At 61.7% G+C, this 26503-nt stretch carries 38 protein-coding genes; 36 read left to right on the top strand and 2 right to left on the bottom strand.

Features of this window, described 5'->3' with window-relative positions; genetic code table 11:
• Positions 1-151 precede the first annotated feature (151 nt).
• From recQ to dsbD, 36 genes are all read left to right on the top strand, one after another.
• Complete coding sequence (gene recQ, locus U5760_RS26970; protein ID WP_322015357.1) at positions 152-1999, top strand: DNA helicase RecQ; 1848 nt, start codon at positions 152-154, stop codon at positions 1997-1999.
• Between the two features lie 322 nt (positions 2000-2321).
• Positions 2322-2702, top strand: a complete 381-nt coding sequence (gene rpsL / locus U5760_RS26965; protein ID WP_027821136.1) for a 30S ribosomal protein S12 — start codon at positions 2322-2324, stop codon at positions 2700-2702.
• 207 nt (positions 2703-2909) lie between these two features.
• On the top strand, positions 2910-3380 hold the full coding sequence (rpsG, locus tag U5760_RS26960; RefSeq protein WP_006053291.1) for a 30S ribosomal protein S7: 471 nt from the start codon (positions 2910-2912) through the stop codon (positions 3378-3380).
• A 136-nt stretch (positions 3381-3516) separates the two neighbouring features.
• Complete coding sequence (gene fusA, locus U5760_RS26955) at positions 3517-5619, top strand: elongation factor G (protein ID WP_322015356.1); 2103 nt, start codon at positions 3517-3519, stop codon at positions 5617-5619.
• Positions 5620-5705: 86 nt separating this feature from the next.
• Positions 5706-6896, top strand: coding sequence for an elongation factor Tu (tuf, locus tag U5760_RS26950; RefSeq protein WP_322015355.1), 1191 nt, complete (start codon positions 5706-5708; stop codon positions 6894-6896).
• Positions 6897-7060: 164 nt separating this feature from the next.
• Complete coding sequence (gene rpsJ, locus U5760_RS26945; RefSeq protein ID WP_017777154.1) at positions 7061-7372, top strand: 30S ribosomal protein S10; 312 nt, start codon at positions 7061-7063, stop codon at positions 7370-7372.
• Between the two features lie 222 nt (positions 7373-7594).
• Positions 7595-8254: a 50S ribosomal protein L3 gene (rplC, locus tag U5760_RS26940; protein ID WP_322015354.1), complete on the top strand. Its 660-nt coding sequence runs from the start codon at positions 7595-7597 to the stop codon at positions 8252-8254.
• Positions 8254-8874, top strand: coding sequence for a 50S ribosomal protein L4 (gene rplD / locus U5760_RS26935; RefSeq protein ID WP_322015353.1), 621 nt, complete (start codon positions 8254-8256; stop codon positions 8872-8874). The genes rplC and rplD overlap by 1 nt, the downstream gene beginning before the upstream one ends.
• Positions 8871-9185, top strand: a complete 315-nt coding sequence (gene rplW / locus U5760_RS26930; protein ID WP_027797284.1) for a 50S ribosomal protein L23 — start codon at positions 8871-8873, stop codon at positions 9183-9185. Before rplD ends, rplW begins: the two co-directional genes overlap by 4 nt.
• Before the next feature lie 2 nt (positions 9186-9187).
• Positions 9188-10015 (top strand): 50S ribosomal protein L2, encoded by an 828-nt coding sequence (rplB, locus tag U5760_RS26925; protein ID WP_322015352.1) that lies wholly within the window; start codon positions 9188-9190, stop codon positions 10013-10015.
• A gap of 10 nt (positions 10016-10025) precedes the next feature.
• A complete protein-coding gene (gene rpsS, locus U5760_RS26920; RefSeq protein WP_027797286.1) occupies positions 10026-10301 on the top strand; it encodes a 30S ribosomal protein S19 in 276 nt (91 codons plus the stop codon).
• A 12-nt stretch (positions 10302-10313) separates the two neighbouring features.
• On the top strand, positions 10314-10643 hold the full coding sequence (gene rplV / locus U5760_RS26915; RefSeq protein WP_004199272.1) for a 50S ribosomal protein L22: 330 nt from the start codon (positions 10314-10316) through the stop codon (positions 10641-10643).
• Positions 10644-10654: 11 nt separating this feature from the next.
• On the top strand, positions 10655-11449 hold the full coding sequence (gene rpsC, locus U5760_RS26910; protein WP_028228157.1) for a 30S ribosomal protein S3: 795 nt from the start codon (positions 10655-10657) through the stop codon (positions 11447-11449).
• A 2-nt stretch (positions 11450-11451) separates the two neighbouring features.
• A complete protein-coding gene (gene rplP, locus U5760_RS26905; protein ID WP_322015351.1) occupies positions 11452-11868 on the top strand; it encodes a 50S ribosomal protein L16 in 417 nt (138 codons plus the stop codon).
• A 10-nt stretch (positions 11869-11878) separates the two neighbouring features.
• Positions 11879-12073: a 50S ribosomal protein L29 gene (gene rpmC / locus U5760_RS26900; protein WP_028228156.1), complete on the top strand. Its 195-nt coding sequence runs from the start codon at positions 11879-11881 to the stop codon at positions 12071-12073.
• Positions 12070-12342, top strand: coding sequence for a 30S ribosomal protein S17 (gene rpsQ, locus U5760_RS26895; protein ID WP_322015350.1), 273 nt, complete (start codon positions 12070-12072; stop codon positions 12340-12342). Before rpmC ends, rpsQ begins: the two co-directional genes overlap by 4 nt.
• Positions 12343-12714: 372 nt before the next feature.
• Positions 12715-13083 (top strand): 50S ribosomal protein L14, encoded by a 369-nt coding sequence (rplN, locus tag U5760_RS26890; RefSeq protein WP_028213345.1) that lies wholly within the window; start codon positions 12715-12717, stop codon positions 13081-13083.
• Positions 13084-13092: 9 nt separating this feature from the next.
• On the top strand, positions 13093-13401 hold the full coding sequence (rplX, locus tag U5760_RS26885; protein WP_322015349.1) for a 50S ribosomal protein L24: 309 nt from the start codon (positions 13093-13095) through the stop codon (positions 13399-13401).
• A 16-nt stretch (positions 13402-13417) separates the two neighbouring features.
• Positions 13418-13957, top strand: coding sequence for a 50S ribosomal protein L5 (rplE, locus tag U5760_RS26880; protein ID WP_028222621.1), 540 nt, complete (start codon positions 13418-13420; stop codon positions 13955-13957).
• Positions 13958-13964: 7 nt separating this feature from the next.
• Positions 13965-14270, top strand: a complete 306-nt coding sequence (gene rpsN, locus U5760_RS26875) for a 30S ribosomal protein S14 (RefSeq protein ID WP_028228152.1) — start codon at positions 13965-13967, stop codon at positions 14268-14270.
• A gap of 14 nt (positions 14271-14284) precedes the next feature.
• Positions 14285-14680 carry a 30S ribosomal protein S8 gene (rpsH, locus tag U5760_RS26870; protein ID WP_028228151.1) on the top strand — a complete coding sequence of 132 codons (396 nt, stop codon included), beginning with the start codon at positions 14285-14287 and terminating at the stop codon, positions 14678-14680.
• 18 nt (positions 14681-14698) lie between these two features.
• A complete protein-coding gene (gene rplF, locus U5760_RS26865) occupies positions 14699-15229 on the top strand; it encodes a 50S ribosomal protein L6 (RefSeq protein ID WP_028222619.1) in 531 nt (176 codons plus the stop codon).
• A gap of 12 nt (positions 15230-15241) precedes the next feature.
• A complete protein-coding gene (rplR, locus tag U5760_RS26860; protein ID WP_028228149.1) occupies positions 15242-15607 on the top strand; it encodes a 50S ribosomal protein L18 in 366 nt (121 codons plus the stop codon).
• A 14-nt stretch (positions 15608-15621) separates the two neighbouring features.
• Positions 15622-16140: a 30S ribosomal protein S5 gene (rpsE, locus tag U5760_RS26855; protein WP_293039544.1), complete on the top strand. Its 519-nt coding sequence runs from the start codon at positions 15622-15624 to the stop codon at positions 16138-16140.
• Between the two features lie 11 nt (positions 16141-16151).
• Entirely contained in the window at positions 16152-16334 is a 183-nt protein-coding gene (rpmD, locus tag U5760_RS26850) for a 50S ribosomal protein L30 (RefSeq protein WP_006400644.1), read from the top strand.
• Between the two features lie 33 nt (positions 16335-16367).
• Positions 16368-16802 carry a 50S ribosomal protein L15 gene (rplO, locus tag U5760_RS26845; protein WP_027797298.1) on the top strand — a complete coding sequence of 145 codons (435 nt, stop codon included), beginning with the start codon at positions 16368-16370 and terminating at the stop codon, positions 16800-16802.
• A 59-nt stretch (positions 16803-16861) separates the two neighbouring features.
• A complete protein-coding gene (gene secY / locus U5760_RS26840; RefSeq protein ID WP_322015348.1) occupies positions 16862-18208 on the top strand; it encodes a preprotein translocase subunit SecY in 1347 nt (448 codons plus the stop codon).
• Between the two features lie 8 nt (positions 18209-18216).
• Entirely contained in the window at positions 18217-18435 is a 219-nt protein-coding gene (gene infA / locus U5760_RS26835; RefSeq protein ID WP_004521905.1) for a translation initiation factor IF-1, read from the top strand.
• Between the two features lie 20 nt (positions 18436-18455).
• Positions 18456-18572 (top strand): 50S ribosomal protein L36, encoded by a 117-nt coding sequence (rpmJ, locus tag U5760_RS26830; protein ID WP_027819338.1) that lies wholly within the window; start codon positions 18456-18458, stop codon positions 18570-18572.
• Positions 18573-18607: 35 nt separating this feature from the next.
• Entirely contained in the window at positions 18608-18973 is a 366-nt protein-coding gene (rpsM, locus tag U5760_RS26825; RefSeq protein WP_028228144.1) for a 30S ribosomal protein S13, read from the top strand.
• 28 nt (positions 18974-19001) lie between these two features.
• Positions 19002-19406 (top strand): 30S ribosomal protein S11, encoded by a 405-nt coding sequence (gene rpsK / locus U5760_RS26820; protein WP_017777173.1) that lies wholly within the window; start codon positions 19002-19004, stop codon positions 19404-19406.
• Positions 19407-19568: 162 nt separating this feature from the next.
• Positions 19569-20192: a 30S ribosomal protein S4 gene (gene rpsD / locus U5760_RS26815; protein ID WP_322015347.1), complete on the top strand. Its 624-nt coding sequence runs from the start codon at positions 19569-19571 to the stop codon at positions 20190-20192.
• Between the two features lie 124 nt (positions 20193-20316).
• Positions 20317-21294 carry a DNA-directed RNA polymerase subunit alpha gene (locus tag U5760_RS26810; protein ID WP_028228142.1) on the top strand — a complete coding sequence of 326 codons (978 nt, stop codon included), beginning with the start codon at positions 20317-20319 and terminating at the stop codon, positions 21292-21294.
• 152 nt (positions 21295-21446) lie between these two features.
• The gene (gene rplQ / locus U5760_RS26805; protein WP_027797304.1) at positions 21447-21839 is read left to right on the top strand and encodes a 50S ribosomal protein L17; all 393 of its coding nucleotides are present in this window, start codon (positions 21447-21449) and stop codon (positions 21837-21839) included.
• 210 nt (positions 21840-22049) lie between these two features.
• Entirely contained in the window at positions 22050-22361 is a 312-nt protein-coding gene (gene cutA / locus U5760_RS26800) for a divalent-cation tolerance protein CutA (protein WP_322015368.1), read from the top strand.
• Entirely contained in the window at positions 22354-24285 is a 1932-nt protein-coding gene (gene dsbD / locus U5760_RS26795; RefSeq protein WP_322015346.1) for a protein-disulfide reductase DsbD, read from the top strand. The genes cutA and dsbD overlap by 8 nt, the downstream gene beginning before the upstream one ends.
• Before the next feature lie 100 nt (positions 24286-24385).
• Here dsbD and hemB read toward each other — a convergent pair whose 3' ends face one another.
• Both hemB and yihA read right to left on the bottom strand, forming a co-directional pair.
• Positions 24386-25384: a porphobilinogen synthase gene (gene hemB / locus U5760_RS26790; RefSeq protein ID WP_322015345.1), complete on the bottom strand. Its 999-nt coding sequence runs from the start codon at positions 25382-25384 to the stop codon at positions 24386-24388.
• A gap of 320 nt (positions 25385-25704) precedes the next feature.
• The gene (gene yihA / locus U5760_RS26785) at positions 25705-26376 is read right to left on the bottom strand and encodes a ribosome biogenesis GTP-binding protein YihA/YsxC (protein WP_322015344.1); all 672 of its coding nucleotides are present in this window, start codon (positions 26374-26376) and stop codon (positions 25705-25707) included.
• Positions 26377-26503 lie beyond the last annotated feature (127 nt).

The following is a 26503-nucleotide window of genomic DNA, read 5'->3' as shown; positions in this document are numbered from 1 at the left end:
CAGCACACGCTTGCGCAGACTCTCCTCTCACTTTTCCCCCCTGGCCCGATGGCCAATCTTCGCGGCCATGGCGGTCAAGGTGCATCCGGATTGGTAGAATCCGGTCCACCGCCTTTGCTTCGCGCTTCTCTACCGACCCGTCGCCGCTTTCATGTCCCGCTCCCTCGAAATCCTCAACGAAGTCTTCGGTTATCCCGCCTTTAGAGGGCAGCAGGCCGAGATCGTCGAGCACGTCGCAGCGGGCGGCGATTCGCTGGTGCTCATGCCCACCGGCGGCGGCAAGTCGCTCTGCTATCAGATTCCCGCCCTCGTGCGCCACGAAGCCGGCCAGGGAGCCGGCATCGTCGTGTCGCCGCTTATTGCGCTGATGCAGGACCAGGTCGCGGCGCTCACCGAAGTGGGCGTGCGGGCCGCGTATCTCAATTCCACGCTCACGGGCGCCGAAGCCGCCGCCACCGAACGCGCGCTGCGCGAAGGCGACATCGACCTGCTCTACGTCGCGCCCGAGCGTCTCATGACGTCGCGCTTTCTCGACCTGCTCGAGCGCGCGCGCATCGGCCTCTTCGCGATCGACGAGGCGCATTGCGTGTCGCAATGGGGGCACGATTTCCGCCCCGAATACATTCAGCTCTCGGTGCTGCACGAGCGTTTTCCGAACGTGCCGCGCATCGCGCTCACGGCGACCGCAGATGCGATCACGCGCGACGAGATCGTGCACCGGCTCGCGCTCGACGACGCGCGCATTTTCGTGTCGAGCTTCGACCGGCCGAACATCCGCTATCGCATCGTCGAAAAGGACAATGCGCGCACGCAGTTGCTCGATTTCATTCGCGCCGAACATACGCGCGCCGACGGCACGACCGACGCCGGCGTGGTTTATTGCCTCTCGCGCCGCAAGGTCGAAGAGACGGCCGAATGGCTCAAGGGGCAGGGCATCCGTGCGCTGCCGTATCACGCCGGCATGGAGTTCGAGGTGCGTCAGCACCACCAGGAGCTCTTCCAGCGCGAGGAAGGCGTGGTGATGTGCGCGACGATCGCGTTCGGCATGGGTATCGACAAGCCCGACGTGCGTTTCGTCGCGCACCTGGATTTGCCCAAGAGCGTGGAAGGCTACTACCAGGAAACGGGGCGTGCCGGCCGCGACGGGCTGGCGGCGAACGCATGGATGGCCTATGGTCTCGGCGACGTCGTCCAGCAGCGCAAGATGATCGAGGAGTCCGACGCGGACGACGCGCACAAGCGCGTGCAGACCGGCAAGCTCGACGCGCTGCTCGGCCTGTGCGAAGCGGCCACCTGCCGCCGCGTGCGGTTGCTGGCGTATTTCGGCGAAGAGAGCCAGCCCTGCGGAAACTGCGATAGCTGTCTCGAGCCGCCCGCCACGTGGGATGCCACGCGCGAGGCGCAGATGGCGCTCTCGTGCGTGTTCCGTGCGCAGCGCGCGAGCGGTTTCAACTTCGGCGCGGGTCATCTGATCGATATCCTGCGCGGCAACCGTAACGAAAAGATCCTGCAGCGCGGGCACGAGAAGCTGTCGACGTTCGGCATCGGCGCCGCGCTCGGCGAGGCCGAATGGCGCGCGATCTTCCGGCAGCTCGTCGCCTTCGGCTATCTCGCAGTGGATCACGACGGCTTCGGTTCGCTCGTGTTGACCGAGGCGAGCAAGCCTGTCCTCAAGGGCGAGCAGATGGTCACGATGCGCCGCTACGTAAAGCCGCAGCGCACGCGCCAGTCGTCGGGTCGCACGAGCGAGCGTGCCGATCCGACCCTCGGCATGAGTCCGCGCCAGCGTTCGCGCTGGGAGCGGCTGCGCCTTTGGCGTACCGAAACGGCGAAGAGCGACGGCGTGCCGGCCTATGTCATCTTCCACGACGCCACGCTGGCGGAGATTGCCCGTAATGGCCCCGAATCCATCGACGAACTGCGCGACATCCCCGGAATGGGCGCGCGCAAGCTCGAACGCTTCGGCGAGGAATTGATCGAGGTCGTCGGCGACGAATAGGGCGCGAAGGCAGCGTCAATAAAGCGCGCGGAAGAAACCCCTCGCGCCGTCCGCTGTCACGCCAGCGTCATTTGCTCTGTTCTCCGAACATCGCAAGCCATTGACTCACTTGGTATTTTCGGAATATTATGCTGGGTTCCGGTTCTTGGGATGTGTGCGCTCGTCGGTCCGTTTATCGAACAGTTTGTCGAACAAGCGGAAACAGCGGGAAAAGCGCGGCGAAAACTCACGTCAAAAACGCAAGATCCGGATCGAAAGCGCGTGGTTTTCCGCTTTGCCCGGAAATAAACGCGTCGATTTTGTTCAATTTCAGGAATAAACAATGCCAACCATCAATCAACTGGTTCGCAAAGGCCGCACTTCGGAAGTTACGAAGAGCAAGTCGCCGGCCCTGCAGGACTGCCCCCAGCGTCGCGGCGTGTGCACCCGTGTGTACACGACGACGCCGAAGAAGCCGAACTCGGCGCTCCGTAAGGTCGCCAAGGTTCGTCTGACGAACGGCTTCGAAGTCATTTCGTACATCGGTGGTGAAGGCCACAACCTGCAGGAACACTCGGTCGTGCTGATTCGCGGCGGCCGTGTGAAGGACTTGCCGGGTGTGCGTTACCACATGGTTCGTGGCTCGCTGGATACCCAGGGCGTCAAGGATCGTAAGCAGGCTCGTTCGAAGTACGGCGCGAAGCGCGCGAAGGCTGCGAAGTAAGCATTGCAGAAGGGTCGTCCGCGCTTGTCGAAAGTGCGAGGCGATACAGGCGGTGGTGCCGGATTGGCCGGTGCTGTCGAGTAAGTGGTCACCCGACCAGGCTGGTAAGTCCGGGGATGTAAAACCCGGGATGAATCGGGTTAGTTGGTGGCCGCGGAGCGCAAGGGTTCGAACCCGCGCTTCAACTGAAAAGTTAAAGGAAGAAACATGCCGCGTCGTCGCGAAGTCCCCAAGCGGGAAGTGTTGCCGGATCCGAAGTTCGGCAACGTTGATGTAGCCAAGTTCATGAACGTGCTGATGCTCTCCGGCAAGAAGTCGGTTGCCGAGCGTATCGTGTACGGCGCTTTCGAACAGATCCAGACCAAGGGTGGCAAGGACCCGCTGGAAGTGTTCACTGTCGCGCTCAACAACGTGAAGCCGGTGGTGGAAGTGAAGAGCCGCCGCGTTGGTGGTGCGAACTATCAGGTTCCGGTCGAAGTGCGCCCCTCGCGTCGTATGGCATTGGCGATGCGTTGGCTGCGTGAAGCCGCGAAGAAGCGCAGCGAGAAGTCGATGGCCCTGCGCCTGGCAGGTGAACTCTCCGAAGCGGCCGAAGGCCGCGGTGGCGCAATGAAGAAGCGCGACGAAGTTCACCGGATGGCAGAAGCGAACAAGGCGTTCTCGCACTTCCGCTTCTAAGAGCAAAACCCAACTACGGGTTAGCCCTAAAGCGGAAAAAAATCCGGGCGGGTGCGCTTATCCAGCGCCTCGCCCGTTTGTGTTCAGGCGCGTCGGGTTCTCCAATCCGGCGCGCCCCTCCCCATAGAGGATCAAAGTGGCTCGCAAGACTCCTATCGAGCGCTACCGCAATATCGGTATTAGCGCTCACATCGACGCCGGCAAGACGACGACGACCGAGCGCATTCTGTTCTACACCGGCGTGAACCACAAGATTGGTGAAGTTCACGACGGCGCCGCCACCATGGACTGGATGGAGCAGGAGCAGGAGCGTGGCATCACGATTACCTCCGCTGCTACGACCGCCTTCTGGAAGGGCATGGGCGGCAACTATCCCGAACACCGCATCAACATCATCGACACCCCGGGCCACGTCGACTTCACGATCGAAGTCGAGCGCTCGATGCGCGTGCTCGACGGTGCGTGCATGGTCTACTGCGCCGTGGGCGGCGTGCAGCCGCAGTCGGAAACGGTGTGGCGCCAGGCGAACAAGTACAAGGTTCCCCGTCTCGCGTTCGTCAACAAGATGGACCGCACCGGCGCGAACTTCTTCAAGGTCTACGACCAGCTGAAGACGCGCCTGAAGGCGAATCCGGTTCCGGTCGTGGTGCCGATCGGTTCGGAAGAAACCTTCAAGGGCGTGGTCGACCTCCTGAAGATGAAGGCGATCATTTGGGACGAGGCCTCGCAAGGCACGAAGTTCGACTACGTCGACATCCCGGCCGAACTCGTTGACTCGTGCAACGAATGGCGCGAGAAGATGATCGAGTCGGCGGCTGAAGCCAGCGAAGAGCTGATGGAAAAGTACCTCGGCGGCGACGAGCTTTCGGAAGCCGAAATCGTCAAGGCGCTGCGCGACCGTACGATCGCCTGCGAAATCCAGCCGATGCTGTGCGGCACCGCGTTCAAGAACAAGGGCGTGCAGCGCATGCTCGACGCCGTGATCGACTTCCTGCCGTCGCCGGTGGATATCCCCCCGGTCAAGGGCGAGCTCGAAAACGGCGAAATGGCAGAGCGCCGTGCGTCGGACGACGAGAAGTTCTCGGCACTCGCGTTCAAGATCATGACCGACCCGTTCGTCGGCCAGCTGATCTTCTTCCGTGCGTACTCGGGCGTCGTCAACTCGGGCGACACGGTGCTGAACTCGACCAAGGGCAAGAAAGAGCGCCTCGGCCGTATTCTGCAGATGCACGCGAACAACCGTGAGGAAATCAAGGAAGTTCGCGCCGGCGACATCGCCGCTGCGGTCGGCCTGAAGGAAGCGACCACGGGCGACACGCTGTGCGACCCGGCGAACCCGATCGTGCTGGAACGCATGGTGTTCCCGGAGCCGGTGATTTCGCAGGCCGTCGAGCCGAAGACCAAGCCGGACCAGGAAAAGATGGGCATCGCCCTGAACCGCCTGGCGCAGGAAGACCCGTCGTTCCGCGTTCAAACGGACGAAGAGTCGGGCCAGACCATCATTTCGGGCATGGGCGAGCTCCACCTCGAAATTCTGGTCGATCGCATGAAGCGCGAATTCGGCGTGGAAGCGACCGTCGGCAAGCCGCAGGTTGCATACCGCGAAACGATCCGTGCCACGGCGAAGGACGTCGAAGGCAAGTTCGTCAAGCAGTCGGGTGGTCGCGGCCAGTACGGTCACGCGGTCATCACGCTCGAGCCGAACGAGCAGGGCAAGGGCTACGAGTTCCTGGACGAGATCAAGGGCGGCGTGATTCCGCGCGAATACATCCCGGCGGTGGACAAGGGTATTGTCGATACGCTGAAGTCGGGCGTGCTGGCGGGCTTCCCGGTCGTCGACGTGAAGGTTCACCTGACGTTCGGTTCGTACCACGACGTTGACTCGAACGAAAACGCGTTCCGCATGGCCGGTTCGATGGCGTTCAAGGAAGCGATGCGCCGTGCGCAGCCGGTCATCCTCGAACCGATGATGGCCGTCGAAGTCGAAACACCGGAAGACTACATGGGCAACGTGATGGGCGACTTGTCGGGCCGTCGCGGTATCGTCCAGGGCATGGAAGACATGGTGGGCGGCGGCAAGATCGTTCGCGCCGAAGTACCGCTGTCGGAAATGTTCGGCTACTCGACCTCGCTGCGCTCGCTCACGCAAGGTCGCGCCACGTACACGATGGAATTCAAGCACTACGCAGAAGCGCCGCGTAACGTGGCCGACGCGATCATCAGCGCGAAGGCGAAGTAAGCATCGGCGCAAAGGTGAGCCAGGCATTTCTGCCTGGCTCGCATCGCACAGTCACCGGTTCATCACTTTTTTGAAAGAAGAGAAACATGGCAAAAGGTAAATTCGAACGGACCAAGCCGCACGTGAACGTGGGCACGATCGGTCACGTTGACCACGGCAAGACCACGCTGACGGCAGCGATCGCAACGGTTCTGTCGGCGAAGTTCGGCGGCGAAGCGAAGAAGTACGACGAAATCGACGCGGCGCCGGAAGAAAAGGCACGTGGTATCACGATCAACACGGCGCACATCGAGTACGAAACGGCGAACCGCCACTACGCCCACGTTGACTGCCCGGGCCACGCCGACTACGTGAAGAACATGATCACGGGCGCCGCGCAGATGGACGGCGCGATCCTGGTGTGCTCGGCCGCTGACGGCCCGATGCCGCAAACGCGTGAGCACATCCTGCTGGCGCGTCAGGTTGGCGTTCCGTACATCATCGTGTTCCTGAACAAGTGCGACATGGTGGACGACGCCGAGCTGCTCGAGCTGGTGGAAATGGAAGTGCGCGAGCTCCTCTCGAAGTACGACTTCCCGGGCGACGACACGCCGATCATCAAGGGTTCGGCCAAGCTGGCGCTGGAAGGCGACAAGGGCGAGCTGGGCGAAGTGGCGATCCTGAACCTGGCCGACGCGCTGGACACGTACATCCCGACGCCGGAGCGCGCGGTTGACGGTGCGTTCCTGATGCCGGTGGAAGACGTGTTCTCGATCTCGGGTCGCGGCACGGTGGTGACGGGCCGTATCGAGCGCGGCGTGGTGAAGGTCGGCGAGGAAATCGAAATTGTCGGTATCAAGCCGACGGTGAAGACGACCTGCACGGGCGTGGAAATGTTCCGCAAGCTGCTCGACCAGGGTCAGGCGGGCGACAACGTGGGTATCCTGCTGCGCGGCACGAAGCGTGAAGACGTGGAGCGTGGCCAGGTGCTGGCCAAGCCGGGTTCGATCACGCCGCACACGCACTTCACGGCAGAAGTGTACGTGCTGAGCAAGGACGAAGGCGGCCGTCACACGCCGTTCTTCAACAACTACCGTCCGCAGTTCTACTTCCGTACGACGGACGTGACGGGCTCGATCGAGCTGCCGAAGGACAAGGAAATGGTGATGCCGGGCGACAACGTGTCGATCACGGTGAAGCTGATCGCCCCGATCGCGATGGAAGAAGGTCTGCGCTTCGCAATCCGCGAAGGTGGCCGTACCGTCGGCGCCGGTGTCGTTGCCAAGGTCATCGAGTAATCGAGTAGAATAGCCGGCTTGCTGTAGAAGTTGTGGCTTTGAAGTTGCGGTTTTAGAAGTTGTTTTACCCAGGTCTGACCTGCGGCTCTCCGCCGCGGGTCAGGCCTACGCTCTTTATCTAGTCTGGCGGCGCAAGTCCGCCTCGCTCTTTTCAAGGAATCGTCATGCAGAACCAAAAAATCCGTATTCGCCTGAAGGCTTTCGACTATCGCCTGATCGACCAGTCGGCAGCCGAGATCGTCGACACGGCGAAGCGGACGGGTGCAATCGTCCGTGGCCCGGTGCCGCTGCCGACGCGCATCCAGCGTTTCGACATCCTGCGTTCGCCGCACGTCAACAAGACGTCGCGCGATCAGCTCGAAATCCGTACCCACCTGCGCCTGATGGACATCGTCGACCCGACGGACAAGACCGTCGACGCGCTGATGAAGCTCGATCTGCCGGCTGGTGTGGACGTCGAAATCAAGCTGCAGTAAGACTCCGGGCGCTGTCAGCGTTGTCTGGCGGTGCTAAGTCTTTGATTGCTTGCGGAAAACGAGAAAGGACGTTATACTTGACGTCTTTTCGCGCATCTGCGCAAAAAATCGGTGTGTTCTTTCCGGGACTTTGACCCAGGCCTTTACCTTGGGCGGGCTGGAAAAAGCGCCGGTACTTTGTAAATTAGCCCCGACCAATCGCAGTCGGGAATGGAGAAAACGATGAGCCTTGGACTCGTAGGTCGCAAGGTTGGCATGACCCGTATCTTCACGGCCGATGGGGACTCGATTCCCGTTACCGTGCTGGACGTGTCCGACAACCGCGTGACGCAGATCAAGACTGTTGAAACCGACGGCTACACGGCCGTTCAGGTTGCGTTCGGTACGCGCCGTGCATCGCGCGTGACGAAGCCGCTCGCAGGTCATCTCGCCAAAGCTGGCGTTCAAGCCGGTGAAATCCTCAAGGAATTCCAGATCGACGCCGCCAAGGCTGCCGAACTGTCCGCTGGCGCTGTGATCGGTGTGGATCTCTTCTCGGAAGGCCAGAAAGTCGACGTGCAAGGCACCTCGATCGGTAAGGGCTACGCCGGTACCATCAAGCGTTACAACTTCAGCTCCGGCCGTGCTTCGCACGGTAACTCGCGCTCGCACAACGTGCCGGGTTCGATCGGTATGGCGCAGGATCCGGGCCGCGTGTTCCCGGGCAAGCGCATGACCGGTCACATGGGTGACGAAACCGTGACGGTGCAAAACCTCGAAATCGCACGTATCGACGCAGAGCGCAAGCTCCTGCTCGTGAAGGGTGCTGTTCCGGGCGCCAAGGGCGGCAAGGTTTTCGTGACGCCGGCGGTCAAGGCTCGCGTGAAGAAAGGAGCGCAATAATGGAACTGAAGCTCCTGAACGCTAATGGTCAGGAAGGTGCTGCGGTGAACGCATCGGACGTCGTGTTCGGTCGTGAGTACAACGAAGCCCTGATTCACCAGATCGTCGTCGCCTATCAGGCGAACGCACGTAGCGGCAACCGCGCGCAGAAGGATCGCGAGCAGGTCAAGCACACCACCAAGAAGCCGTGGCGCCAGAAGGGTACGGGCCGTGCTCGTGCCGGTATGTCGTCGAGCCCGCTGTGGCGCGGCGGTGGTCGTATCTTCCCGAACTCGCCGGAAGAAAACTTCTCGCACAAGGTCAACAAGAAGATGCATCGCGCAGGTCTCTGCTCGATCTTCTCGCAGCTGGCCCGCGAAGGCCGCATCTCGGTCGTCGAGGATCTTTCCCTCGAAGCGCCGAAGACGAAGCTGCTGGCCGAAAAGTTCAAGGCCATGGGTCTCGAGTCCGTGCTGGTCATCACCGACACGGTTGACGAGAACCTGTATCTCGCGTCGCGCAACCTGCCCCACGTGGCAGTCGTTGAGCCGCGTTTCGCCGACCCGCTCTCGCTGATCTACTTCAAGAAGATTCTGATCACGAAGGCTGCGGTCGCCCAGATCGAGGAGTTGCTGTCATGAGCGAGATTCGCAAGAACGATCATCGTTTGATGCAGGTCCTGCTCGCACCGGTGATCTCCGAAAAGGCGACGCTGGTGGCGGACAAGAACGAACAAGTTGTGTTCGAAGTCGCGCCGGACGCGACCAAGCAGGAAGTCAAGGCTGCTGTCGAGCTGCTGTTCAAGGTGGAAGTCGATTCCGTCAACGTTCTGGTCCAGAAGGGCAAGAACAAGCGCTTTGGCCGTTTCGTCGGCAAGCGTAAAGACGTGAAAAAGGCCTACGTCTGCCTGAAGCCCGGCCAGGAAATCAACTTTGAAGCGGAGGCCAAGTAATCATGGCAATCGTGAAAGTTAAGCCGACTTCGCCCGGTCGCCGCGCGATGGTGAAGATCGTCAACAAGGAACTGCACAAGGGCACGCCGTACGCGCCGCTGCTCGAAAAGCAATCCTCGAAGGCGGGCCGTAACAACAACGGCCACATCACGACGCGTCACCAGGGTGGCGGTCACAAGCAGCACTACCGTGTGGTCGATTTCCGTCGCAACAAGGACGGCATTCCGGCAAAGATCGAGCGTCTCGAGTACGACCCGAACCGTAGCGCGAACATCGCGCTGGTTCTGTACGCAGACGGCGAGCGCCGCTACATCATCGCTCCGAAGGGTGCGACGGTGGGTCAACAGCTGATGTCGGGTTCGGAAGCGCCGATCCGCGCGGGCAATGCCCTGCCGATCCGCAACATCCCGGTCGGTACGACGATCCACTGCATCGAAATGCTGCCTGGCAAGGGCGCGCAAATCGCGCGTTCGGCGGGTACGTCGGCAATGCTGCTGGCCCGTGAAGGCGTCTACGCGCAGGTTCGTCTGCGTTCGGGCGAAATCCGCCGCGTGCACGTCGAGTGCCGCGCGACGATCGGTGAAGTCGGCAACGAAGAGCACAGCCTCCGTCAGATCGGTAAGGCCGGCGCGAACCGCTGGCGCGGTATCCGCCCGACGGTCCGTGGCGTTGCAATGAACCCGGTCGACCACCCGCACGGTGGTGGCGAAGGCAAGACTGCGGCTGGTCGCGATCCGGTGAGCCCGTGGGGCACGCCGACGAAGGGCTATCGTACCCGCAGCAACAAGCGCACGACGAGCATGATCGTCCAGCGCCGTCACAAGCGTTAAGGAGTAGGCAATGGCACGTTCTATCAAGAAAGGTCCGTTCTGCGACGCCCATTTGCTGAAGAAGGTTGAGGCGGCTGCAGCGACGCGCGACAAGAAACCGATCAAGACCTGGTCGCGTCGTTCGACGATCCTGCCGGACTTCATCGGCCTGACGATCGCCGTTCACAACGGCCGTCAACACGTTCCGGTGTATGTCACGGAAAACATGGTCGGCCACAAGCTTGGCGAGTTCGCCTTGACCCGTACGTTCAAGGGTCACGCGGCCGACAAGAAGGCCAAGAAATAAGGGGCAATCAAGATGGAAGTGAAGGCAATTCATCGCGGTGCCCGCATCTCGGCGCAGAAGACGCGCCTTGTGGCTGACCAGATCCGCGGTCTGCCGGTTGACAAGGCACTGAACGTTCTGACGTTCTCGCCGAAGAAAGCGGCCGGCATCGTGAAAAAGGTTGTGCTCTCGGCGATCGCAAACGCGGAACACAACGAAGGCGCCGACATCGACGAGCTCAAGATCAAGAGCATCTACGTCGACAAGGCGGCTTCGCTGAAGCGTTTCACCGCGCGCGCCAAGGGCCGCGGCAACCGCATCGAGAAGCAATCCTGTCACATCACTGTGACGGTCGGGAATTAAGGAGCCATACGATGGGACAGAAAATTCATCCGACTGGCTTCCGTTTGGCCGTCAGCCGCAATTGGGCTTCGCGTTGGTACGCGAACAACAACAATTTCGCGGCGATGTTGAAGGAAGACATCGGTGTTCGTGAATACCTGAAGAAGAAGCTGAAGAACGCTTCGGTGGGCCGTGTTGTGATCGAGCGTCCGGCAAAGAACGCTCGCATCACGATTTACAGCTCGCGCCCGGGTGTGGTGATCGGCAAGAAGGGCGAGGACATCGAACTCCTCAAGGCCGAACTCCAGAAGCGCATGGGCGTTCCGGTTCACGTGAACATCGAGGAAATCCGCAAGCCGGAAACCGATGCTCAACTGATCGCCGATTCGATCACGCAGCAGCTCGAGCGCCGGATCATGTTCCGCCGCGCGATGAAGCGCGCGATGCAGAACGCGATGCGTCTGGGTGCCCAGGGCATCAAGATCATGAGCGCCGGCCGTCTGAACGGTATCGAAATCGCGCGTACCGAGTGGTACCGCGAAGGTCGCGTGCCGCTTCACACGCTGCGTGCCGACATCGACTACGCGACCTCGGAAGCGAAGACGACGTACGGCATCATCGGCGTGAAGGTTTGGGTCTACAAGGGCGACACGCTCGGCCGCAACGACGCACCGGTGGTGGAAGAAGTCGCCGAAGAAAAGCGTCCGCGCCGCAACGCGCGCCCGGGCGATCGTCGTCCGCGCCGTGATGGCGAAGGCGCACCGGGTGCCCGTCGTGGCGCACCGCGCCGTGGCGCTGCCGGCGGTGACGGCAAGACTGGAGAATAACGATGCTGCAACCGAAACGCAGGAAGTATCGCAAAGAGCAGAAGGGTCGTAACACCGGCGTCGCCACGCGTGGTAACGCAGTGTCGTTCGGTGAATACGGTCTGAAGGCTATCGGTCGTGGTCGCCTGACCGCGCGTCAGATTGAAGCGGCGCGTCGTGCAATGACGCGTCACATCAAGCGTGGCGGCCGCATCTGGATCCGCATTTTCCCGGACAAGCCGATCTCGCAAAAGCCGGCAGAAGTGCGTATGGGTAACGGTAAGGGTAACCCGGAGTACTACGTCGCCGAGATCCAGCCGGGCAAGATGCTGTACGAAATGGATGGTGTGTCCGAAGAACTGGCCCGTGAAGCTTTCCGTCTGGCTGCAGCCAAGCTGCCGCTGAAGACGGTCTTCATGATTCGCCAGCTCGGCGCCTAAGGAGTGAATGATGAAGGCATCCGAACTTCACCAGAAAGACAAGGCCGCGCTCAATCAAGAGCTGTCGGACCTTCTGAAGGCGCAATTCGGCCTGCGCATGCAACTCGCGACCCAGCAGCTCACGAACACGAGCCAGCTGAAGAAGGTTCGTCGCGACATCGCACGTGTGCGGACCGTCCTGACTGAGAAGGCGAACCAGAAATGAACGAAAGCGTGAAAACCTCGCTTAAGCGGACGCTGGTCGGCAAGGTCGTCAGCAACAAGATGGACAAGACGGTCACCGTCCTGGTCGAGCGCCGCGTCAAGCACCCGATCTACGGCAAGTACGTTGTGCAGTCGAAGAAGTACCACGCGCACGACGAAGCGAACACGTACAACGAGGGCGACCTCGTTGAAATCCAGGAAACCCGTCCGATTTCGCGGACGAAGGCCTGGACCGTGTCGAAGCTGATCGAAGCAGCACGCGTCATCTAAACAGTGACGCAACACCGCCCCGGGGCCGCAGGTTGCAAAACCTCCCGGGGTGGAGAAGTTATTGAAATCGCTAAAGATTTCGCTTGCTAGACCAAGACTATCGAGTTATAGTCTTGGTCTTCCCTCTTTATGAGGCTTGCTGTTGGCAAAGCAGCAGGCAAAGTTAAGCGGGGAAGTCTGCAAAAAGCGGATTCAGGCGCCAGTCCGGATCTGCAAGATTTACCGGAATGCGATGGCCGGTTTCGTTTGCCGTCGCTGCTGTTCTAACCCAAGCAGCTGAGCGGTCGTTCTAGTGGCGGCGCGGCTGACGGGACCAAGACTGACCGGATGTGCCATGGTGGCGCGACCGGATTAAGTTGGGAAAGATAAACCATGATCCAGACCGAAACTCGGCTTGAAGTGGCCGACAACACGGGTGCACGTGAAGTCATGTGCATCAAGGTGCTCGGCGGCTCGAAGCGTCGTTATGCCAGCATTGGCGACATCATCAAGGTGAGCGTCAAGGAAGCAACGCCGCGTGGGCGCGTGAAGAAGGGCGAAATCTACAACGCTGTTGTGGTTCGCACCGCGAAGGGCGTGCGCCGTCAAGACGGCTCGCTGATCAAGTTCGATGGCAACGCCGCCGTGCTTTTGAATACCAAGCTTGAGCCGATCGGCACCCGCATCTTCGGGCCGGTCACGCGTGAGCTGCGTAGCGAACGATTCATGAAGATCGTTTCGCTCGCGCCGGAAGTGCTGTAAGGAGTCGCGATGAACAAGATTCGCAAGGGTGACGAAGTCATCGTCATCACCGGCAAAGACAAGGGCAAGCGCGGCGTCGTGCTGGCCGTGGGCGAAGAGCGCGTCACCGTCGAAGGCGTCAACATCGCCAAGAAGCATGTGAAGCCGAACCCCATGAAGGGTACGACGGGCGGCGTGGAAGCCAAGGTCATGCCGCTGAACATTTCGAACGTCGCGCTGGTCGACGCGAACGGCAAGCCGTCGCGCGTGGGCATCAAGGTCGAAGGGGACAAGAAGGTCCGTTTCCTGAAGACGACCGGTGCTGTTCTGAGCGCCTGACGCTGCGGAGTAAAAAATGGCACGTTTGCAAGAATTTTATAAAGAGAAGGTCGTTCCCGGCCTGATCGAGAAGTTCGGTTACAAGTCGATCATGGAAGTGCCGCGCCTCACCAAGATCACCCTGAACATGGGTGTCGGTGAAGCCGTCGCTGACAAGAAGGTCCTCGAGCACGCCGTTGGCGACCTCACGAAGATCGCCGGCCAGAAGCCGGTCATCACGAAGTCGCGCAAGGCAATCGCCGGCTTCAAGATCCGCGAAGGTTATCCGATCGGCACGATGGTCACGCTGCGTGGCCAGGCAATGTACGAATTCCTCGATCGTTTCGTGACGGTTGCGCTCCCCCGCGTGCGCGACTTCCGCGGTGTGTCGGGCAAGGCGTTCGACGGCCGTGGTAACTACAACATCGGTGTGAAAGAGCAGATTATTTTCCCCGAAATCGACTACGACAAGGTTGACACGCTGCGTGGGCTGAACATCAGCATCACGACGACCGCGAAGACCGACGAAGAAGCAAAGGCACTGCTCGCCGGCTTCAAGTTCCCGTTCAGAAACTGAGGTTACCGTGGCTAAACTGGCACTGATCGAACGTGAAAAGAAGCGCGCTCGTCTGGCAGCGAAATTTGCGCCGAAGCGCGCAGCGCTGAAGGCGATCATCGACGACCAAAGCAAGTCGGAAGAAGAACGCTACGCAGCTCGTCTCGAACTGCAACAGCTGCCCCGCAACTCGAACCCGACCCGCAAGCGTAACCGCTGCGCGATCACGGGTCGTCCGCGTGGCACGTTCCGTAAGTTCGGTCTCGCACGTAACAAGATTCGTGAAATCGCGTTCCGTGGTGAGATCCCTGGCGTCACCAAGGCGAGCTGGTAATAGGAGAAACATAAATGAGCATGAGTGATCCTATCGCCGATATGCTGACTCGCATCCGCAATGCGCAGATGGTCGAGAAGGTTTCGGTGCAAATGCCCTCGTCGAAGGTCAAGATCGCAATCGCGCAGGTCCTGAAGGACGAAGGTTATATCGACGACTTCGCGGTGAAGACCGAAGGTGCGAAGTCGGAATTGAACATCGCGTTGAAGTACTACGCTGGCCGTCCCGTTATCGAACGCCTCGAGCGCGTCTCGAAGCCGGGTCTGCGCGTGTACCGCGGCCGCAACGACATCCCGCAGGTCATGAATGGCCTCGGCGTTGCGATCGTGTCGACGCCGAAGGGTGTGATGACGGACCGCAAGGCTCGCGCCAATGGCGTGGGCGGCGAAGTCATCTGCTACGTCGCCTAACGCCGAAGGAGAAGACACATGTCTCGAGTAGGTAAGAGCCCGATCGCGCTGCAAGGCGCGGAAGCGACGCTCAGCGACGAGAAGATTACCGTCAAGGGCCCGCTGGGTACGATTTCGCAGGCAGCGAACCGCCTCGTGAAGGTGGTGAACGACAACGGCACGTTGAAGTTCGAGCCGACGGACGAAAGCCGCGAAGCGAATGCGATGTCGGGCACGATGCGCGCGATCGTCGCGAACATGGTGCAAGGCGTGACGAAGGGCTTCGAGCGCAAGCTGACGCTGGTTGGCGTTGGTTACCGTGCTCAGGCGCAAGGCGACAAGCTGAACCTGTCGCTGGGTTTCTCGCACCCCGTGGTGCACCAGATGCCGGAAGGCGTCAAGGCTGAAACCCCGTCGCAAACGGAAATCGTGATCAAGGGGATCGACAAGCAGAAAGTCGGCCAAACCGCTGCAGAAGTGCGCGGTTATCGCCCGCCTGAGCCCTACAAGGGCAAGGGTGTGCGTTACGCCGACGAGGTTGTGATCCTCAAAGAAACGAAGAAGAAGTAAGGGTGCGCAATCATGGATAAGACTCAATCTCGCCTGCGCCGCGCTCGTCAGACGCGTCTCAAGATCGCTGAGCTGCAGGTCGCGCGCCTGGCCGTGCATCGCACGAACACGCACATCTACGCGCAAGTGTTCTCGCCCTGCGGCACCAAGGTGCTCGCCAGCGCGTCGACGCTCGAAGCCGAAGTGCGTGCGCAACTGGCTGACCAGTCGGGCAAGGGCGGCAACGTCGCCGCTGCCACGCTGATCGGCAAGCGTATCGCAGAAAAGGCCAAGGCTGCCGGCATCGAATCCGTCGCCTTCGACCGCTCGGGTTTCCGCTACCACGGCCGCGTGAAGGCGCTGGCTGAGGCTGCGCGCGAAGCCGGGCTCAAGTTCTAAGGAAGGAATTCGTCATGGCAAAGATGCAAGCGAAAGTTCAGGCTGACGAACGCGACGACGGCCTTCGCGAAAAAATGATTTCGGTCAATCGCGTGACCAAGGTCGTGAAGGGTGGCCGTATTCTCGGCTTCGCCGCACTGACCGTGGTTGGCGACGGTGATGGCCGCGTCGGTATGGGCAAGGGCAAGGCGAAGGAAGTGCCGGTCGCTGTCCAGAAGGCGATGGAACAAGCTCGCCGCAACATGTTCAAGGTGCCCCTGAAGAACGGCACCCTGCAACATGAAGTGCACGGCAAGCACGGCGCCTCGGTGGTCCTCCTCGCCCCGGCGAAGGGCGGTACCGGCGTGATCGCCGGCGGCCCGATGCGCGCGGTGTTCGACGTGATGGGCGTGCAGAACGTCGTGGCCAAGAGCCACGGTTCGACGAACCCGTACAACCTCGTTCGTGCGACGCTGGACGGCCTGCGCAAGCAGTCCACTCCGGCTGACATCGCGGCGAAGCGCGGCAAGTCCGTCGAAGAAATTCTGGGCTAAGGGTGGGCACCATGTCTGAAAAAACTGTCAAGGTTCAGCTCGTCAAGAGCCTGATTGGGACCCGCGAATCGCACCGTGCCACCGTGCGCGGTCTCGGCCTGCGCCGCCTGAACTCGGTTTCCGAGCTGCAGGACACGCCGGCTGTGCGTGGCATGATCAACAAGGTCTCGTACCTCGTTAAGGTCATCGCTTAAGCGCACGCGGACCAAAGACTCCAGGAGTTGAAAATGGAATTGAATAACCTGAAGCCGGCAGAAGGCGCGAAGCACGCAAAGCGTCGCGTCGGTCGCGGCATCGGCTCCGGCCTCGGCAAGACCGCCGGCCGTGGTCACAAGGGTCAGAAATCGCGTTCGGGCGGCTTCCACAAGGTCGGCTTCGAAGGCGGCCAGATGCCTCTGCAGCGTCGTCTGCCGAAGCGCGGCTTCACCTCGCTCACGAAGGAATTCGTGGGTGAAGTGCGCCTCGCCGACATCGAAAAGCTGCCGGTCGACGAAATCGATCTGCTGGCGCTGAAGCAGGCAGGCCTCGTTGGCGAACTGACCAAGAGCGCGAAGATCATCGCCACCGGCGAAATCAAGCGCAAGGTCGTGGTTAAGGGTCTGGGTGCGACGAAGAATGCGCGTGCTGCGATTGAAGCAGCAGGCGGTTCTTTTGCCGAGTGATTGTGAGTGGTGCGCGCGGGTTCGCCCGCCGTCACTAGCATCTGCATCGGAGAAGCTACTTGGCTACTAGCCCGAGTCTCGCAAAAACCGGTCGCAGCGCTCCGAAGTTCGGCGACCTGCGCCGGCGTGCAGTGTTCCTGCTGCTGGCGCTGGTCGTTTATCGCATCGGTGCGCATATTCCGGTGCCGGGCATCGACCCGGACCAGCTGGCGAAGCTCTTCCAGAGCCAGTCGGGCGGCATTCTTGGCATGTTCAACATGTTCTCGGGTGGCGCTCTGTCGCGGTTCACGATCTTCGCGCTGGGTGTGATGCCGTATATCTCGGCGTCGATCATCCTGCAGCTGATGGCGATCGTCTCGCCGCAGCTGGAAGCGCTGAAGAAGGAAGGGCAGGCAGGACAACGCAAGATCACGCAGTACACGCGGATCTTCACGGTGGTGCTGGCGACGTTCCAGGCGTTCGGCATCGCGGTCGCGCTGGAAAACCAGCCGGCTCTCGTGATCGATCCGGGGATGGTGTTCCGCCTGACGACGGTCGTGACGCTCGTGACCGGCACGATGTTCTTGATGTGGCTTGGTGAGCAGATCACGGAACGCGGCCTCGGCAACGGCATCTCGATCATCATCTTCGGCGGGATCGCAGCGGGCTTCCCGAATGCGGTCAGCGGCCTGTTCTCGCTGGTGCAGACCGGCTCGATGGGTCCGTTCTCCGCCATCCTGGTGGTCGTGCTGATCGCGGCGGTGACTTATCTGGTGGTGTTCATCGAACGCGGCCAGCGCAAGATCCTCGTGAACTATGCGAAGCGTCAGGTCGGCAACAAGATTTACGGCGGGCAGTCGTCCCACCTGCCGCTGAAGTTGAACATGTCGGGTGTGATTCCGCCGATCTTCGCGTCGTCGATCATCCTGTTCCCGGCAACCATCCTGAACTGGTTCAGTTCGGGTTCGCGAAGCAGCTGGTTCGCGGACACGCTGCACAACGTGGCCGAAGCCCTCAAGCCTGGCCAGCCCGTGTACGTGTTGCTGTACGCGTTGGCGATCGTGTTCTTCTGCTTCTTTTACACCGCACTGGTGTTCAACAGCAGGGAAACGGCCGACAACCTGAAAAAGAGTGGCGCGTTCGTACCGGGTATCCGTCCGGGCGATCAAACGGCCCGTTATATTGACCGCATCCTCACGCGTCTCACGCTGGCCGGTGCGATCTATATCGTGTTCGTTTGCCTGCTGCCGGAATTTCTGGTGCTGCGCTGGAACGTGCCGTTTTATTTCGGCGGAACGTCGCTGCTGATCATTGTCGTCGTCACAATGGACTTCATGGCGCAGGTGCAGTCGTACGTGATGTCGCAACAATATGAATCGCTGCTCAAGAAGGCCAACTTCAAGGGCGGCGGCGTCCCGATGCGTTAAAAGGACCTATGGCCAAAGACGATGTAATCCAGATGCAGGGTGAGGTGATCGAAAACCTCCCCAATGCAACCTTCCGGGTGAAGCTGGAAAACGGCCATGTCGTTCTGGGACATATTTCCGGAAAGATGCGGATGCACTACATCCGCATTCTCCCGGGCGACAAGGTGACGGTTGAATTGACGCCTTACGATCTGTCGCGTGCGCGGATCGTGTTCCGGGCGAAGTGATTTAGAAAAAGGGTAATATCATGAAAGTGATGGCATCGGTAAAGCGCATTTGCCGTAACTGCAAAATCATCAAGCGCAACGGCGTCGTTCGCGTGATCTGCAGCTCGGACCCGCGCCACAAGCAGCGTCAAGGCTGATTAGCGCGCTTGCGCTTTTTGTTTGAGGAAAAACAATGGCTCGTATCGCAGGGGTTAACATCCCGAACCACCAGCACACGGAAATCGGCCTGACGGCAATTTTCGGTATCGGCCGCACGCGTTCGCGCAACATCTGCGTGTCCGCTGGTGTCCCGTTTGACAAGAAGGTCAAGGACCTGAACGACGCGGATCTGGAAAAGCTGCGTGAGGAAGTGGGCAAGTTTGTCGTCGAAGGCGATCTGCGCCGTGAAGTGACGATGAACATCAAGCGCCTGATGGACCTCGGCTGCTACCGCGGCGTGCGCCATCGCAAGGGCCTGCCCCTGCGTGGCCAGCGTACGCGTACCAACGCGCGTACGCGCAAGGGTCCGCGCCGCGCAGCGCAGTCGCTGAAGAAGTAAGCGGAACTGACAGTTACAGGAAAACGTAATGGCTAAGGCTTCGAACAACACCGCGGCGCAACGCGTTCGCAAGAAGGTTAAGAAGAACGTCGCCGAGGGCGTGGTTCACGTTCACGCGTCGTTCAACAACACCATCATCACGATCACCGATCGTCAAGGCAACGCGCTTGCCTGGGCGACCTCGGGTGGCCAGGGCTTCAAGGGTTCGCGCAAGTCGACTCCGTTCGCAGCTCAGGTCGCGGCCGAGTCGGCTGGCCGCGTGGCGATGGAATACGGCGTGAAGAACCTCGAAGTGCGAATCAAGGGCCCGGGCCCGGGTCGCGAATCGGCGGTGCGCGCGCTGCATGGTCTTGGCATCAAGATCACCGCGATCTCCGACGTGACGCCGGTTCCGCACAACGGCTGCCGTCCGCCGAAGCGCCGTCGTATCTAAGGCGTCGCTCTAGCCGTTTGCCTGTACCGCCGCTCTGGCGTGTGCAGGCTCTCGGCATTATTGAATTGACTAAGCCCACCGTTCGGTTCAAAGAGCCGGACTAGCGCGAAAGCCGGGTTTCCCCCCCCGCTCTTGCGTGATTCATTATCGAAGGAAAGCAACGTGGCACGTTATATCGGCCCGAAGGCCAAGCTGTCCCGCCGTGAAGGCACCGACCTCTTCCTGAAGAGCGCACGCCGCTCGCTCGCCGACAAGTGCAAGCTCGACAGCAAGCCGGGTCAGCACGGCCGCACCTCGGGCGCCCGCACGTCCGACTACGGCACGCAGCTGCGCGAAAAGCAGAAGGTCAAGCGCATCTACGGCGTGCTCGAGCGTCAGTTCCGCCGCTACTTCGCGGAAGCGGACCGCCGCAAGGGCAACACCGGCGAAAACCTGCTGCAACTGCTCGAGTCGCGTCTCGACAACGTCGTGTACCGCATGGGCTTCGCCTCGACCCGCGCTGAAGCGCGTCAGCTCGTGGGCCACAAGGCTCTCACGCTGAACGGCGTCGTCGCGAACATCCCGTCGATGCAGGTCAAGGCAGGCGACGTCGTCGCCATCCGCGAAAAGGCCAAGAAGCAGGCTCGTATCCTCGAAGCCCTGTCGCTGGCCGAGCAAGGCGGTATGCCGGGCTGGGTCGCTGTCGATGCGAAGAAGTTCGAAGGTACGTTCAAGAGCGTGCCGGAGCGCAGCGACATCGCTGGCGACATCAACGAAAGCCTGATCGTCGAATTGTATTCGCGTTAATCGGATTGACGGCCGGGGTCACCTCTGTGCTTCGCGCAGGAGGGAGCCTCGGCTGTTTTTTTCAGGTTGTTGCCATCTCAGCCTTATCGGTGTAACGAGCCGAGGGTATTGAAAAGGAAAACCTATGCAAACCAGTTTGTTGAAACCCAAGATCATCGCTGTGGAATCGCTCGGCGACAACCACGCGAAAGTGGTCATGGAGCCGTTCGAACGCGGTTATGGCCACACCTTGGGTAACGCGCTTCGGCGCGTGCTGCTGTCGTCGATGGTGGGCTACGCGCCGACCGAAGTGACGATCGCAGGCGTCGTGCATGAGTATTCGACGCTCGACGGTGTGCAAGAGGACGTGGTCAACCTGCTGTTGAACCTGAAGGGTGTGGTGTTCAAGCTGCATAACCGTGACGAAGTGACGGTTACGCTGCGCAAGGAAACCGAAGGCGTCGTGACGGCGGGCGACATCGAACTGTCGCACGACTGCGAAGTCATCAACCCGGACCACGTGATCGCGCGCCTGACGAAGGGCGGCAAGCTCGACGTTCAGATCAAGGTCGAAAAGGGCCGCGGCTATGTGCCCGGCAACGTGCGCCGCTACGGCGAGGAGTCGGCCAAGATCATCGGTCGCATCGTGCTGGACGCGTCGTTCTCGCCGGTTCGCCGCGTGAGCTACGCCGTGGAAAGCGCGCGTGTCGAACAGCGTACCGACCTCGACAAGCTCGTGATGAACATCGAAACCAACGGCGTGATCTCGCCTGAGGAAGCGATCCGCCAGTCGGCGCGCATCCTCGTGGATCAGCTGTCGGTGTTCGCTGCTCTGGAAGGCACGGAAACGGCGGCGGAAGCCCCGTCGCGCGCACCGCAGATCGACCCGATCCTGCTGCGTCCGGTGGATGACCTCGAACTCACGGTTCGCTCAGCGAACTGCCTGAAGGCCGAGAACATCTACTACATCGGCGACCTGATCCAGCGCACCGAGAACGAGCTGCTCAAGACCCCGAACCTGGGTCGCAAGTCGCTCAACGAGATCAAGGAAGTGCTCGCTTCGCGCGGTCTCACGCTCGGCATGAAGCTCGAAAACTGGCCGCCGGCCGGTCTCGACAAATAAGTCGACAAGTAAGCAAGTCCGGCATGGGCGCGGATTTTCCAGCATTTTTCCTGTAGAATCCGCGTCTTGCCTTTTTTATGTACCGGCCCGTGCCCTGGTAGTTGCAGGGCGATAGAAGAGCTGGACCAAAACTTTGTTTCAAGGAAACTGAAATGCGTCACCGTCATGGTCTGCGGAAACTGAACCGCACGAGCAGCCACCGTCTGGCAATGCTCCGTAACATGTCCAACTCGCTGATCGAGCACGAAGTCATCAAGACGACGCTGCCGAAGGCGAAGGAACTCCGTAAGGTTGTCGAGCCCCTCATCACGCTCGGCAAGAAGCCGTCGCTCGCGAACCGCCGTCTGGCGTTCAACCGCCTGCGCGATCGTGACTCGGTCACGAAGCTGTTCGACGTGCTCGGTCCGCGTTTCGCGAACCGTCCGGGCGGCTACCTGCGCATCCTGAAGTTCGGCTTCCGCGTCGGCGACAACGCACCGATGGCGCTCGTCGAGCTGCTCGACCGTCCGGAAGTGGCGGAAGAGAACGTGCAAGAAGCGGAATAAGCTTCCTGCGGCGTTCGAGCCGTTATGCAGAAAAGCCAGGCCTTGCCTGGCTTTTTTGTTTTGGGCGCGGAATAAAGGGGCGTCGCCGGTGTTTGCGCTGCGTCGTCCCCTGTTGCCGGCGCGGTCGGAAGGCGATGGCAGCCGGTGGTACGATAACGTCCTGCCTGAAGTTTCGCGCCGGAGTTCGACGTGACCCTCAATGTGACCTTGATGCTGACCACGGTGCCCGACGCTGCGACGGCCGACCGCCTGGCCGCCGACGCGCTGGCGCAGCGGCTTGCGGCCTGCGTGACGCGGCTGGGTGCGGTGCACTCGCAGTATCACTGGCAGGGCAAGCTCGAATCCACCGACGAGATCCAGCTGCTTTTCAAGACGAGCGTGGCCCGCGCGGCCGACCTCGAACAGTTCATCCAGACCCAGCATCCCTACGACACGCCTGAGATCCTCTCGTGGCAGGTGACAGCGTCGAACGCGTATGGACAATGGGTCAATGCCGAAACCCAGCGTCCCATTCATGTTTAACCGTTTCGAACGGCGCCTGCGCGCCGGCTTGCCGCTCCTGCTGGCGCTTGTTTGCTGCACGCTTTCGTTGCTCGCCGCGGCGCCGCCTGCTCATGCCGATGACGATTTCCTGCCGCCCGATCAGGCATTCAGCTTCAGTGCGACTGAGCAGCCGGGCGAAGTGGACGTGCACTTCAAGATCGCCGACGGCTACTACATGTACCGCGAACGCTTCGCTTTCGCGACGCGTAACGGGACGGCCACGCTCGGCACGCCGGATATCCCGCCGGGGCATGTCAAGTTCGACCCGACCTTCCAGAAGAACGTCGAGACCTACCGCAACGAGCTCACGATCCGCGTGCCGGTGAAGAGTGCGAGCGGCCCGTTCGATCTGGCCGTGACATCGCAAGGCTGCGCCGACGCGGGCGTCTGCTATCCGCCCGCCGAGCACGGTTATCGCGTGAGCGGTGCCGCGCTGCAGGCGGCTGCCGCAGGCGCAGCGCAGAGCGAGAGCGCCGGACAGAGCATCGCGGCGCCGGCCGTGGCAGCGGCCCCCGGTGCCGCCGCGAGCGAACCTTGGTACGAGCGCGCGACTAGCGCGGACTACGCGCAGTCGCTGCTCCAGGGCGGCGGCTTTTTCGCCGTGGTCGGCCTGTATTTCGTCGCGGGCATCGTGCTGAGCCTCTTGCCGTGTTCGTACCCGATGATCCCGATTCTCTCGGCGATCATCGTCGGCGAGGGCGCGCGCGTGACGCGTGCACGCGGTTTTACGCTCTCGTTCGTCTACGTGCTCGGCATGGCGCTCGTCTATACGGTGCTGGGCATCGCGGCGGCGCTCGTCGGCCAGAGTCTTGGCGCGTGGCTGCAGAACCCCTGGGTGCTGGGCGCGTTCGCGCTGTTGCTCACGGCGTTCGCCGTCACGCTCATCGCCGGCTATGACATCGCCCTGCCGCAACGCTGGCAGGACGGCGCCTCGCGTGCCTCGCAGGGGCGCTCGGGTGGCAAGTTTGCCGCCGTCGCGGCCATGGGCGCGCTTTCCGCGCTCGTCGTCGGCGCATGCATGACCGCGCCGCTTTTCGCGGTGCTTGCGTTCATCGCGCACACGGGCAATGCCGTGCTCGGCGGTGCCGCGCTCTTCGCGATGGGGATCGGCTTGGGCGTGCCGCTCATGATCATCGGGCTCGGCGCGGGCACGGTGTTGCCGCGCGCGGGCACCTGGATGGAGGGCGTGAAGGTGTTCTTCGGCGTCGTGCTGCTTGCGGCCGCGCTGTGGATCGTCTGGCCGGTGCTTGGCGCCACGGCGCAGATGCTGCTCGCCGCGCTGTGGCTGCTGCTGGCCGCCGCCGCCCTCGGACTTTTCTCGCCCCACGCGGGTGGGCAGGGCGTCTGGCGGCGTCTGGGCCGCGGGGTGGGGGCCGCGTTCGCGATCTGGGCGGCGACGCTGCTGGTCGGGCTGGCGGCGGGCTCTACCGATCCGCTGCATCCACTCGGCGTGCTGGCTGCGCGCATGGACGGCGCGGGAGCGGCGACCAGCGCAGTGGCCTCGTCGAGCGGACCGGCTGCCAGCGAACTGACCTTCGCCCCGGTGGCCTCACCGGCCCAACTCGACGCCGCCTTGGGGACCTCGGGCAAAGCCTCGATGCTCGACTTCTACGCCGACTGGTGCGTGAGCTGCAAGGAGATGGAGAAGTTCACGTTCAGCGATCCGCGCGTCGTGGCACGGCTCAAGCAACTGGACCTGCTGCGCGCCGACGTTACCGCGAACAATGCCGGAGATCAGGCCTTGCTCAAGCGCTTTGGCCTGTTCGGGCCGCCCGGCATCATCTTCTTCGACGACAAGGGCCACGAAGTGCTGCGCGTGGTCGGCTACGAGGCCGCGGACCGCTTCCTCGCGCGCCTCGATCAACTCTCGGCGCCGGCGGCGTCGCCTGTGCCGCAGTCCTGATCAAAAACGGGGCGCACAAAGAGAAAAGGGCACGCCGTGATCGACGTGCCCTTTTGCTTTGCAGGAATCCGGATCGCTTCGGAACCCTGAACAGCGACCCTTACGTCTGCGCGCGCAGCAGCCGCGCAGCGTCGAGCGCGAAGTACGTGAGAATGCCGTCCGCGCCTGCGCGCTTGAATGCGAGCAGCGACTCCATCATCACCTTGTCGTGGTCGAGCCAGCCGTTTTGCGCAGCGGCCTTGAGCATCGCGTATTCGCCGCTCACCTGGTACACGTAGGTCGGGTAGCGGAACTCGTCCTTCACGCGGCGCAGGATGTCGAGATACGGCATGCCGGGCTTGACCATCACCATGTCCGCGCCTTCCTCGATATCGAGGCGCACTTCGCGCAGTGCCTCGTCGGAATTGGCCGGGTCCATCTGGTAGGTCATCTTGTTGCTCTTGCCCAGATTTGGGGCCGAGCCCACCGCGTCGCGGAACGGTCCATAGAACGCCGAAGCATATTTGGCCGAATAGGCCATGATCTTCGTATGGACGTGGTTCTCGCTTTCCAGCATCTCGCGAATGGCGCCGATACGGCCGTCCATCATGTCGGAAGGCGCCACGATATCGACCCCCGCCTCGGCCTGCGTGCGCGCCTGCGCGACGAGGATCTCGATGGTTTCGTCGTTGATCACGTAGCCGTTTTCGTCGAGCACGCCGTCCTGGCCGTGACTCGTGTACGGGTCGAGCGCGACGTCGCACAGCACGCCCAGATCCGGGAAATGCTTCTTCAGTTCGCGCACGGCGCGCGGGATCGTGCCGTCGGGGTTCGTCGCTTCGATGCCGTCCGGCGTCTTCAGCGCGGCGTCCACGGCGGGGAAAAGCGAGAGCACCGGCACGCCGAGCTCGACGCATTGTTCGGCGACCCCCATCAGGAGGTCGATCGACACGCGATCGACACCGGGCATGGACGGCACGGCTTCGCGCACGTTGTTGCCCGCGACGACGAACACGGGGTAGATCAGATCGTTCGTGGTGAGAAGGTTCTCGCGCATCAGGCGGCGCGAGAAGTCGTCACGGCGCATGCGGCGCGGACGATGATGCGGATAGAAGCTCATGTCGGCGGATAGACCTGGATCGAACTGCGTTCCCGGGGCTCCGGAAACTTTCCAGGACAATGGTATATCATACCGATCGAGCGAGGCGCTCTGCGCCGGACTCCCCGCTTCTCCTCCCTGAGCGGGTGCCTGTCGTTTTTCGATAAGGCTGTTTAGCCCGCCGGCACTTGCGGCGGGTTTTTTTATGTGCGGCCGAAACGTGCAGGGCCCGGGCAAAACGGACGCAGCCGAACCCGTGGCGGGCGCCATCGGGTCCTCGAAAAAGGGGAGAGGCGGGGCGTTTCTTGTGCGCTGCCGCACACTCGTACGAAGAAATATCCTTAAGCGGCGGGACCTTGGGTGGCTTCGCCGGCGGCCTCGTCGCCCGCGGCCGGCACGAGCCAGCTTTCGATCAGCGCGTGCGCCTCCTCGAGACCCACGCGCTTGAGCGCCGAGAAGAGCTGCGCGCTCAACTCGCCCTCATAGCCCTGCTGGCGATATTCCTCGAAGGCTTTTTTCGTCGTGCGCAGCGAGAGCGTGCATTCCTGACGCGTCAATTTGTCACATTTGGTCAGAAGCGCGTGGATCGGTTTGCCCGTGGGGGCGAACCACTCGATCATGCGGCGGTCGAGTTCGGTGAGCGGGCGGCGCGCATCCATCATCAGGATCAGGCCGCGCAACTGGGCGCGCGTGGCCAGATATTGGGACAGCAGTATCTCCCAGTGCGTCTTCGACGCCTCCGGCACCTCGGCGTAGCCGTAGCCCGGCAGGTCCACCAGATAGCCCGCGGGATCGTCCGCCGGGCCCACCGCGAAATAGTTGATGTGCTGGGTGCGGCCCGGCGTCTTCGAGGCGAAGGCGAGGCGCTTCTGGTTGCACAGCAGGTTGATCGCCGTGGATTTGCCGGCATTCGAGCGGCCGGCGAACGCGATTTCCGGCCGCGCCGTGGCGGGCAGGTCGCGCAGGTGGTTCACCGTCGTGAAAAAGCGGGCTTGATGCAGCAGGAATGCCATCTGGGAAACCACAATAGGAGACAACGTCGCGGCGTAGCCGCGGGCCCGGAGGCGGCCGGGAGGGAATCGGGGATATCGGGGCAGCGCCCGACTGGCGCGGTTGCGCCCACCGCGCTATTGTACAATG

It is taken from the genome of Paraburkholderia sp. J12 (assembly GCF_905220215.1).
GTDB lineage: Bacteria > Pseudomonadota > Gammaproteobacteria > Burkholderiales > Burkholderiaceae > Paraburkholderia.
This window is presented reverse-complemented; position numbering and strand designations above follow the sequence as displayed.

Bases quoted from the DNA above. Each gene is read 5' to 3' on its own strand.
- rpsK (WP_017777173.1), top strand. From the start codon at position 19,002: ATGGCTAAGGCTTCGAACAACACCGCGGCGCAACGCGTTCGCAAGAAG.
- rpsJ (WP_017777154.1), top strand. From the start codon at position 7,061: ATGCAGAACCAAAAAATCCGTATTCGCCTGAAGGCTTTCGACTATCGC.
- rplV (WP_004199272.1), top strand. From the start codon at position 10,314: ATGGAAGTGAAGGCAATTCATCGCGGTGCCCGCATCTCGGCGCAGAAG.
- rpsC (WP_028228157.1), top strand. From the start codon at position 10,655: ATGGGACAGAAAATTCATCCGACTGGCTTCCGTTTGGCCGTCAGCCGC.
- hemB (WP_322015345.1), bottom strand. From the start codon at position 25,384: ATGAGCTTCTATCCGCATCATCGTCCGCGCCGCATGCGCCGTGACGAC.
- rplW (WP_027797284.1), top strand. From the start codon at position 8,871: ATGAGCGAGATTCGCAAGAACGATCATCGTTTGATGCAGGTCCTGCTC.
- yihA (WP_322015344.1), bottom strand. From the start codon at position 26,376: ATGGCATTCCTGCTGCATCAAGCCCGCTTTTTCACGACGGTGAACCAC.
- rplQ (WP_027797304.1), top strand. From the start codon at position 21,447: ATGCGTCACCGTCATGGTCTGCGGAAACTGAACCGCACGAGCAGCCAC.
- rplP (WP_322015351.1), top strand. From the start codon at position 11,452: ATGCTGCAACCGAAACGCAGGAAGTATCGCAAAGAGCAGAAGGGTCGT.
- rplN (WP_028213345.1), top strand. From the start codon at position 12,715: ATGATCCAGACCGAAACTCGGCTTGAAGTGGCCGACAACACGGGTGCA.
- U5760_RS26810 (WP_028228142.1), top strand. From the start codon at position 20,317: ATGCAAACCAGTTTGTTGAAACCCAAGATCATCGCTGTGGAATCGCTC.
- rpsQ (WP_322015350.1), top strand. From the start codon at position 12,070: ATGAACGAAAGCGTGAAAACCTCGCTTAAGCGGACGCTGGTCGGCAAG.
- rplD (WP_322015353.1), top strand. From the start codon at position 8,254: ATGGAACTGAAGCTCCTGAACGCTAATGGTCAGGAAGGTGCTGCGGTG.
- rplB (WP_322015352.1), top strand. From the start codon at position 9,188: ATGGCAATCGTGAAAGTTAAGCCGACTTCGCCCGGTCGCCGCGCGATG.
- rpsH (WP_028228151.1), top strand. From the start codon at position 14,285: ATGAGCATGAGTGATCCTATCGCCGATATGCTGACTCGCATCCGCAAT.
- cutA (WP_322015368.1), top strand. From the start codon at position 22,050: ATGCTGACCACGGTGCCCGACGCTGCGACGGCCGACCGCCTGGCCGCC.
- rpsG (WP_006053291.1), top strand. From the start codon at position 2,910: ATGCCGCGTCGTCGCGAAGTCCCCAAGCGGGAAGTGTTGCCGGATCCG.
- rpsL (WP_027821136.1), top strand. From the start codon at position 2,322: ATGCCAACCATCAATCAACTGGTTCGCAAAGGCCGCACTTCGGAAGTT.
- rplC (WP_322015354.1), top strand. From the start codon at position 7,595: ATGAGCCTTGGACTCGTAGGTCGCAAGGTTGGCATGACCCGTATCTTC.
- recQ (WP_322015357.1), top strand. From the start codon at position 152: ATGTCCCGCTCCCTCGAAATCCTCAACGAAGTCTTCGGTTATCCCGCC.
- rpmD (WP_006400644.1), top strand. From the start codon at position 16,152: ATGTCTGAAAAAACTGTCAAGGTTCAGCTCGTCAAGAGCCTGATTGGG.
- rplX (WP_322015349.1), top strand. From the start codon at position 13,093: ATGAACAAGATTCGCAAGGGTGACGAAGTCATCGTCATCACCGGCAAA.
- rpmC (WP_028228156.1), top strand. From the start codon at position 11,879: ATGAAGGCATCCGAACTTCACCAGAAAGACAAGGCCGCGCTCAATCAA.
- rplO (WP_027797298.1), top strand. From the start codon at position 16,368: ATGGAATTGAATAACCTGAAGCCGGCAGAAGGCGCGAAGCACGCAAAG.
- rplE (WP_028222621.1), top strand. From the start codon at position 13,418: ATGGCACGTTTGCAAGAATTTTATAAAGAGAAGGTCGTTCCCGGCCTG.
- rplR (WP_028228149.1), top strand. From the start codon at position 15,242: ATGGATAAGACTCAATCTCGCCTGCGCCGCGCTCGTCAGACGCGTCTC.
- rpsE (WP_293039544.1), top strand. From the start codon at position 15,622: ATGGCAAAGATGCAAGCGAAAGTTCAGGCTGACGAACGCGACGACGGC.
- rpsS (WP_027797286.1), top strand. From the start codon at position 10,026: ATGGCACGTTCTATCAAGAAAGGTCCGTTCTGCGACGCCCATTTGCTG.
- tuf (WP_322015355.1), top strand. From the start codon at position 5,706: ATGGCAAAAGGTAAATTCGAACGGACCAAGCCGCACGTGAACGTGGGC.
- rplF (WP_028222619.1), top strand. From the start codon at position 14,699: ATGTCTCGAGTAGGTAAGAGCCCGATCGCGCTGCAAGGCGCGGAAGCG.
- rpmJ (WP_027819338.1), top strand. From the start codon at position 18,456: ATGAAAGTGATGGCATCGGTAAAGCGCATTTGCCGTAACTGCAAAATC.
- infA (WP_004521905.1), top strand. From the start codon at position 18,217: ATGGCCAAAGACGATGTAATCCAGATGCAGGGTGAGGTGATCGAAAAC.
- dsbD (WP_322015346.1), top strand. From the start codon at position 22,354: ATGTTTAACCGTTTCGAACGGCGCCTGCGCGCCGGCTTGCCGCTCCTG.
- rpsM (WP_028228144.1), top strand. From the start codon at position 18,608: ATGGCTCGTATCGCAGGGGTTAACATCCCGAACCACCAGCACACGGAA.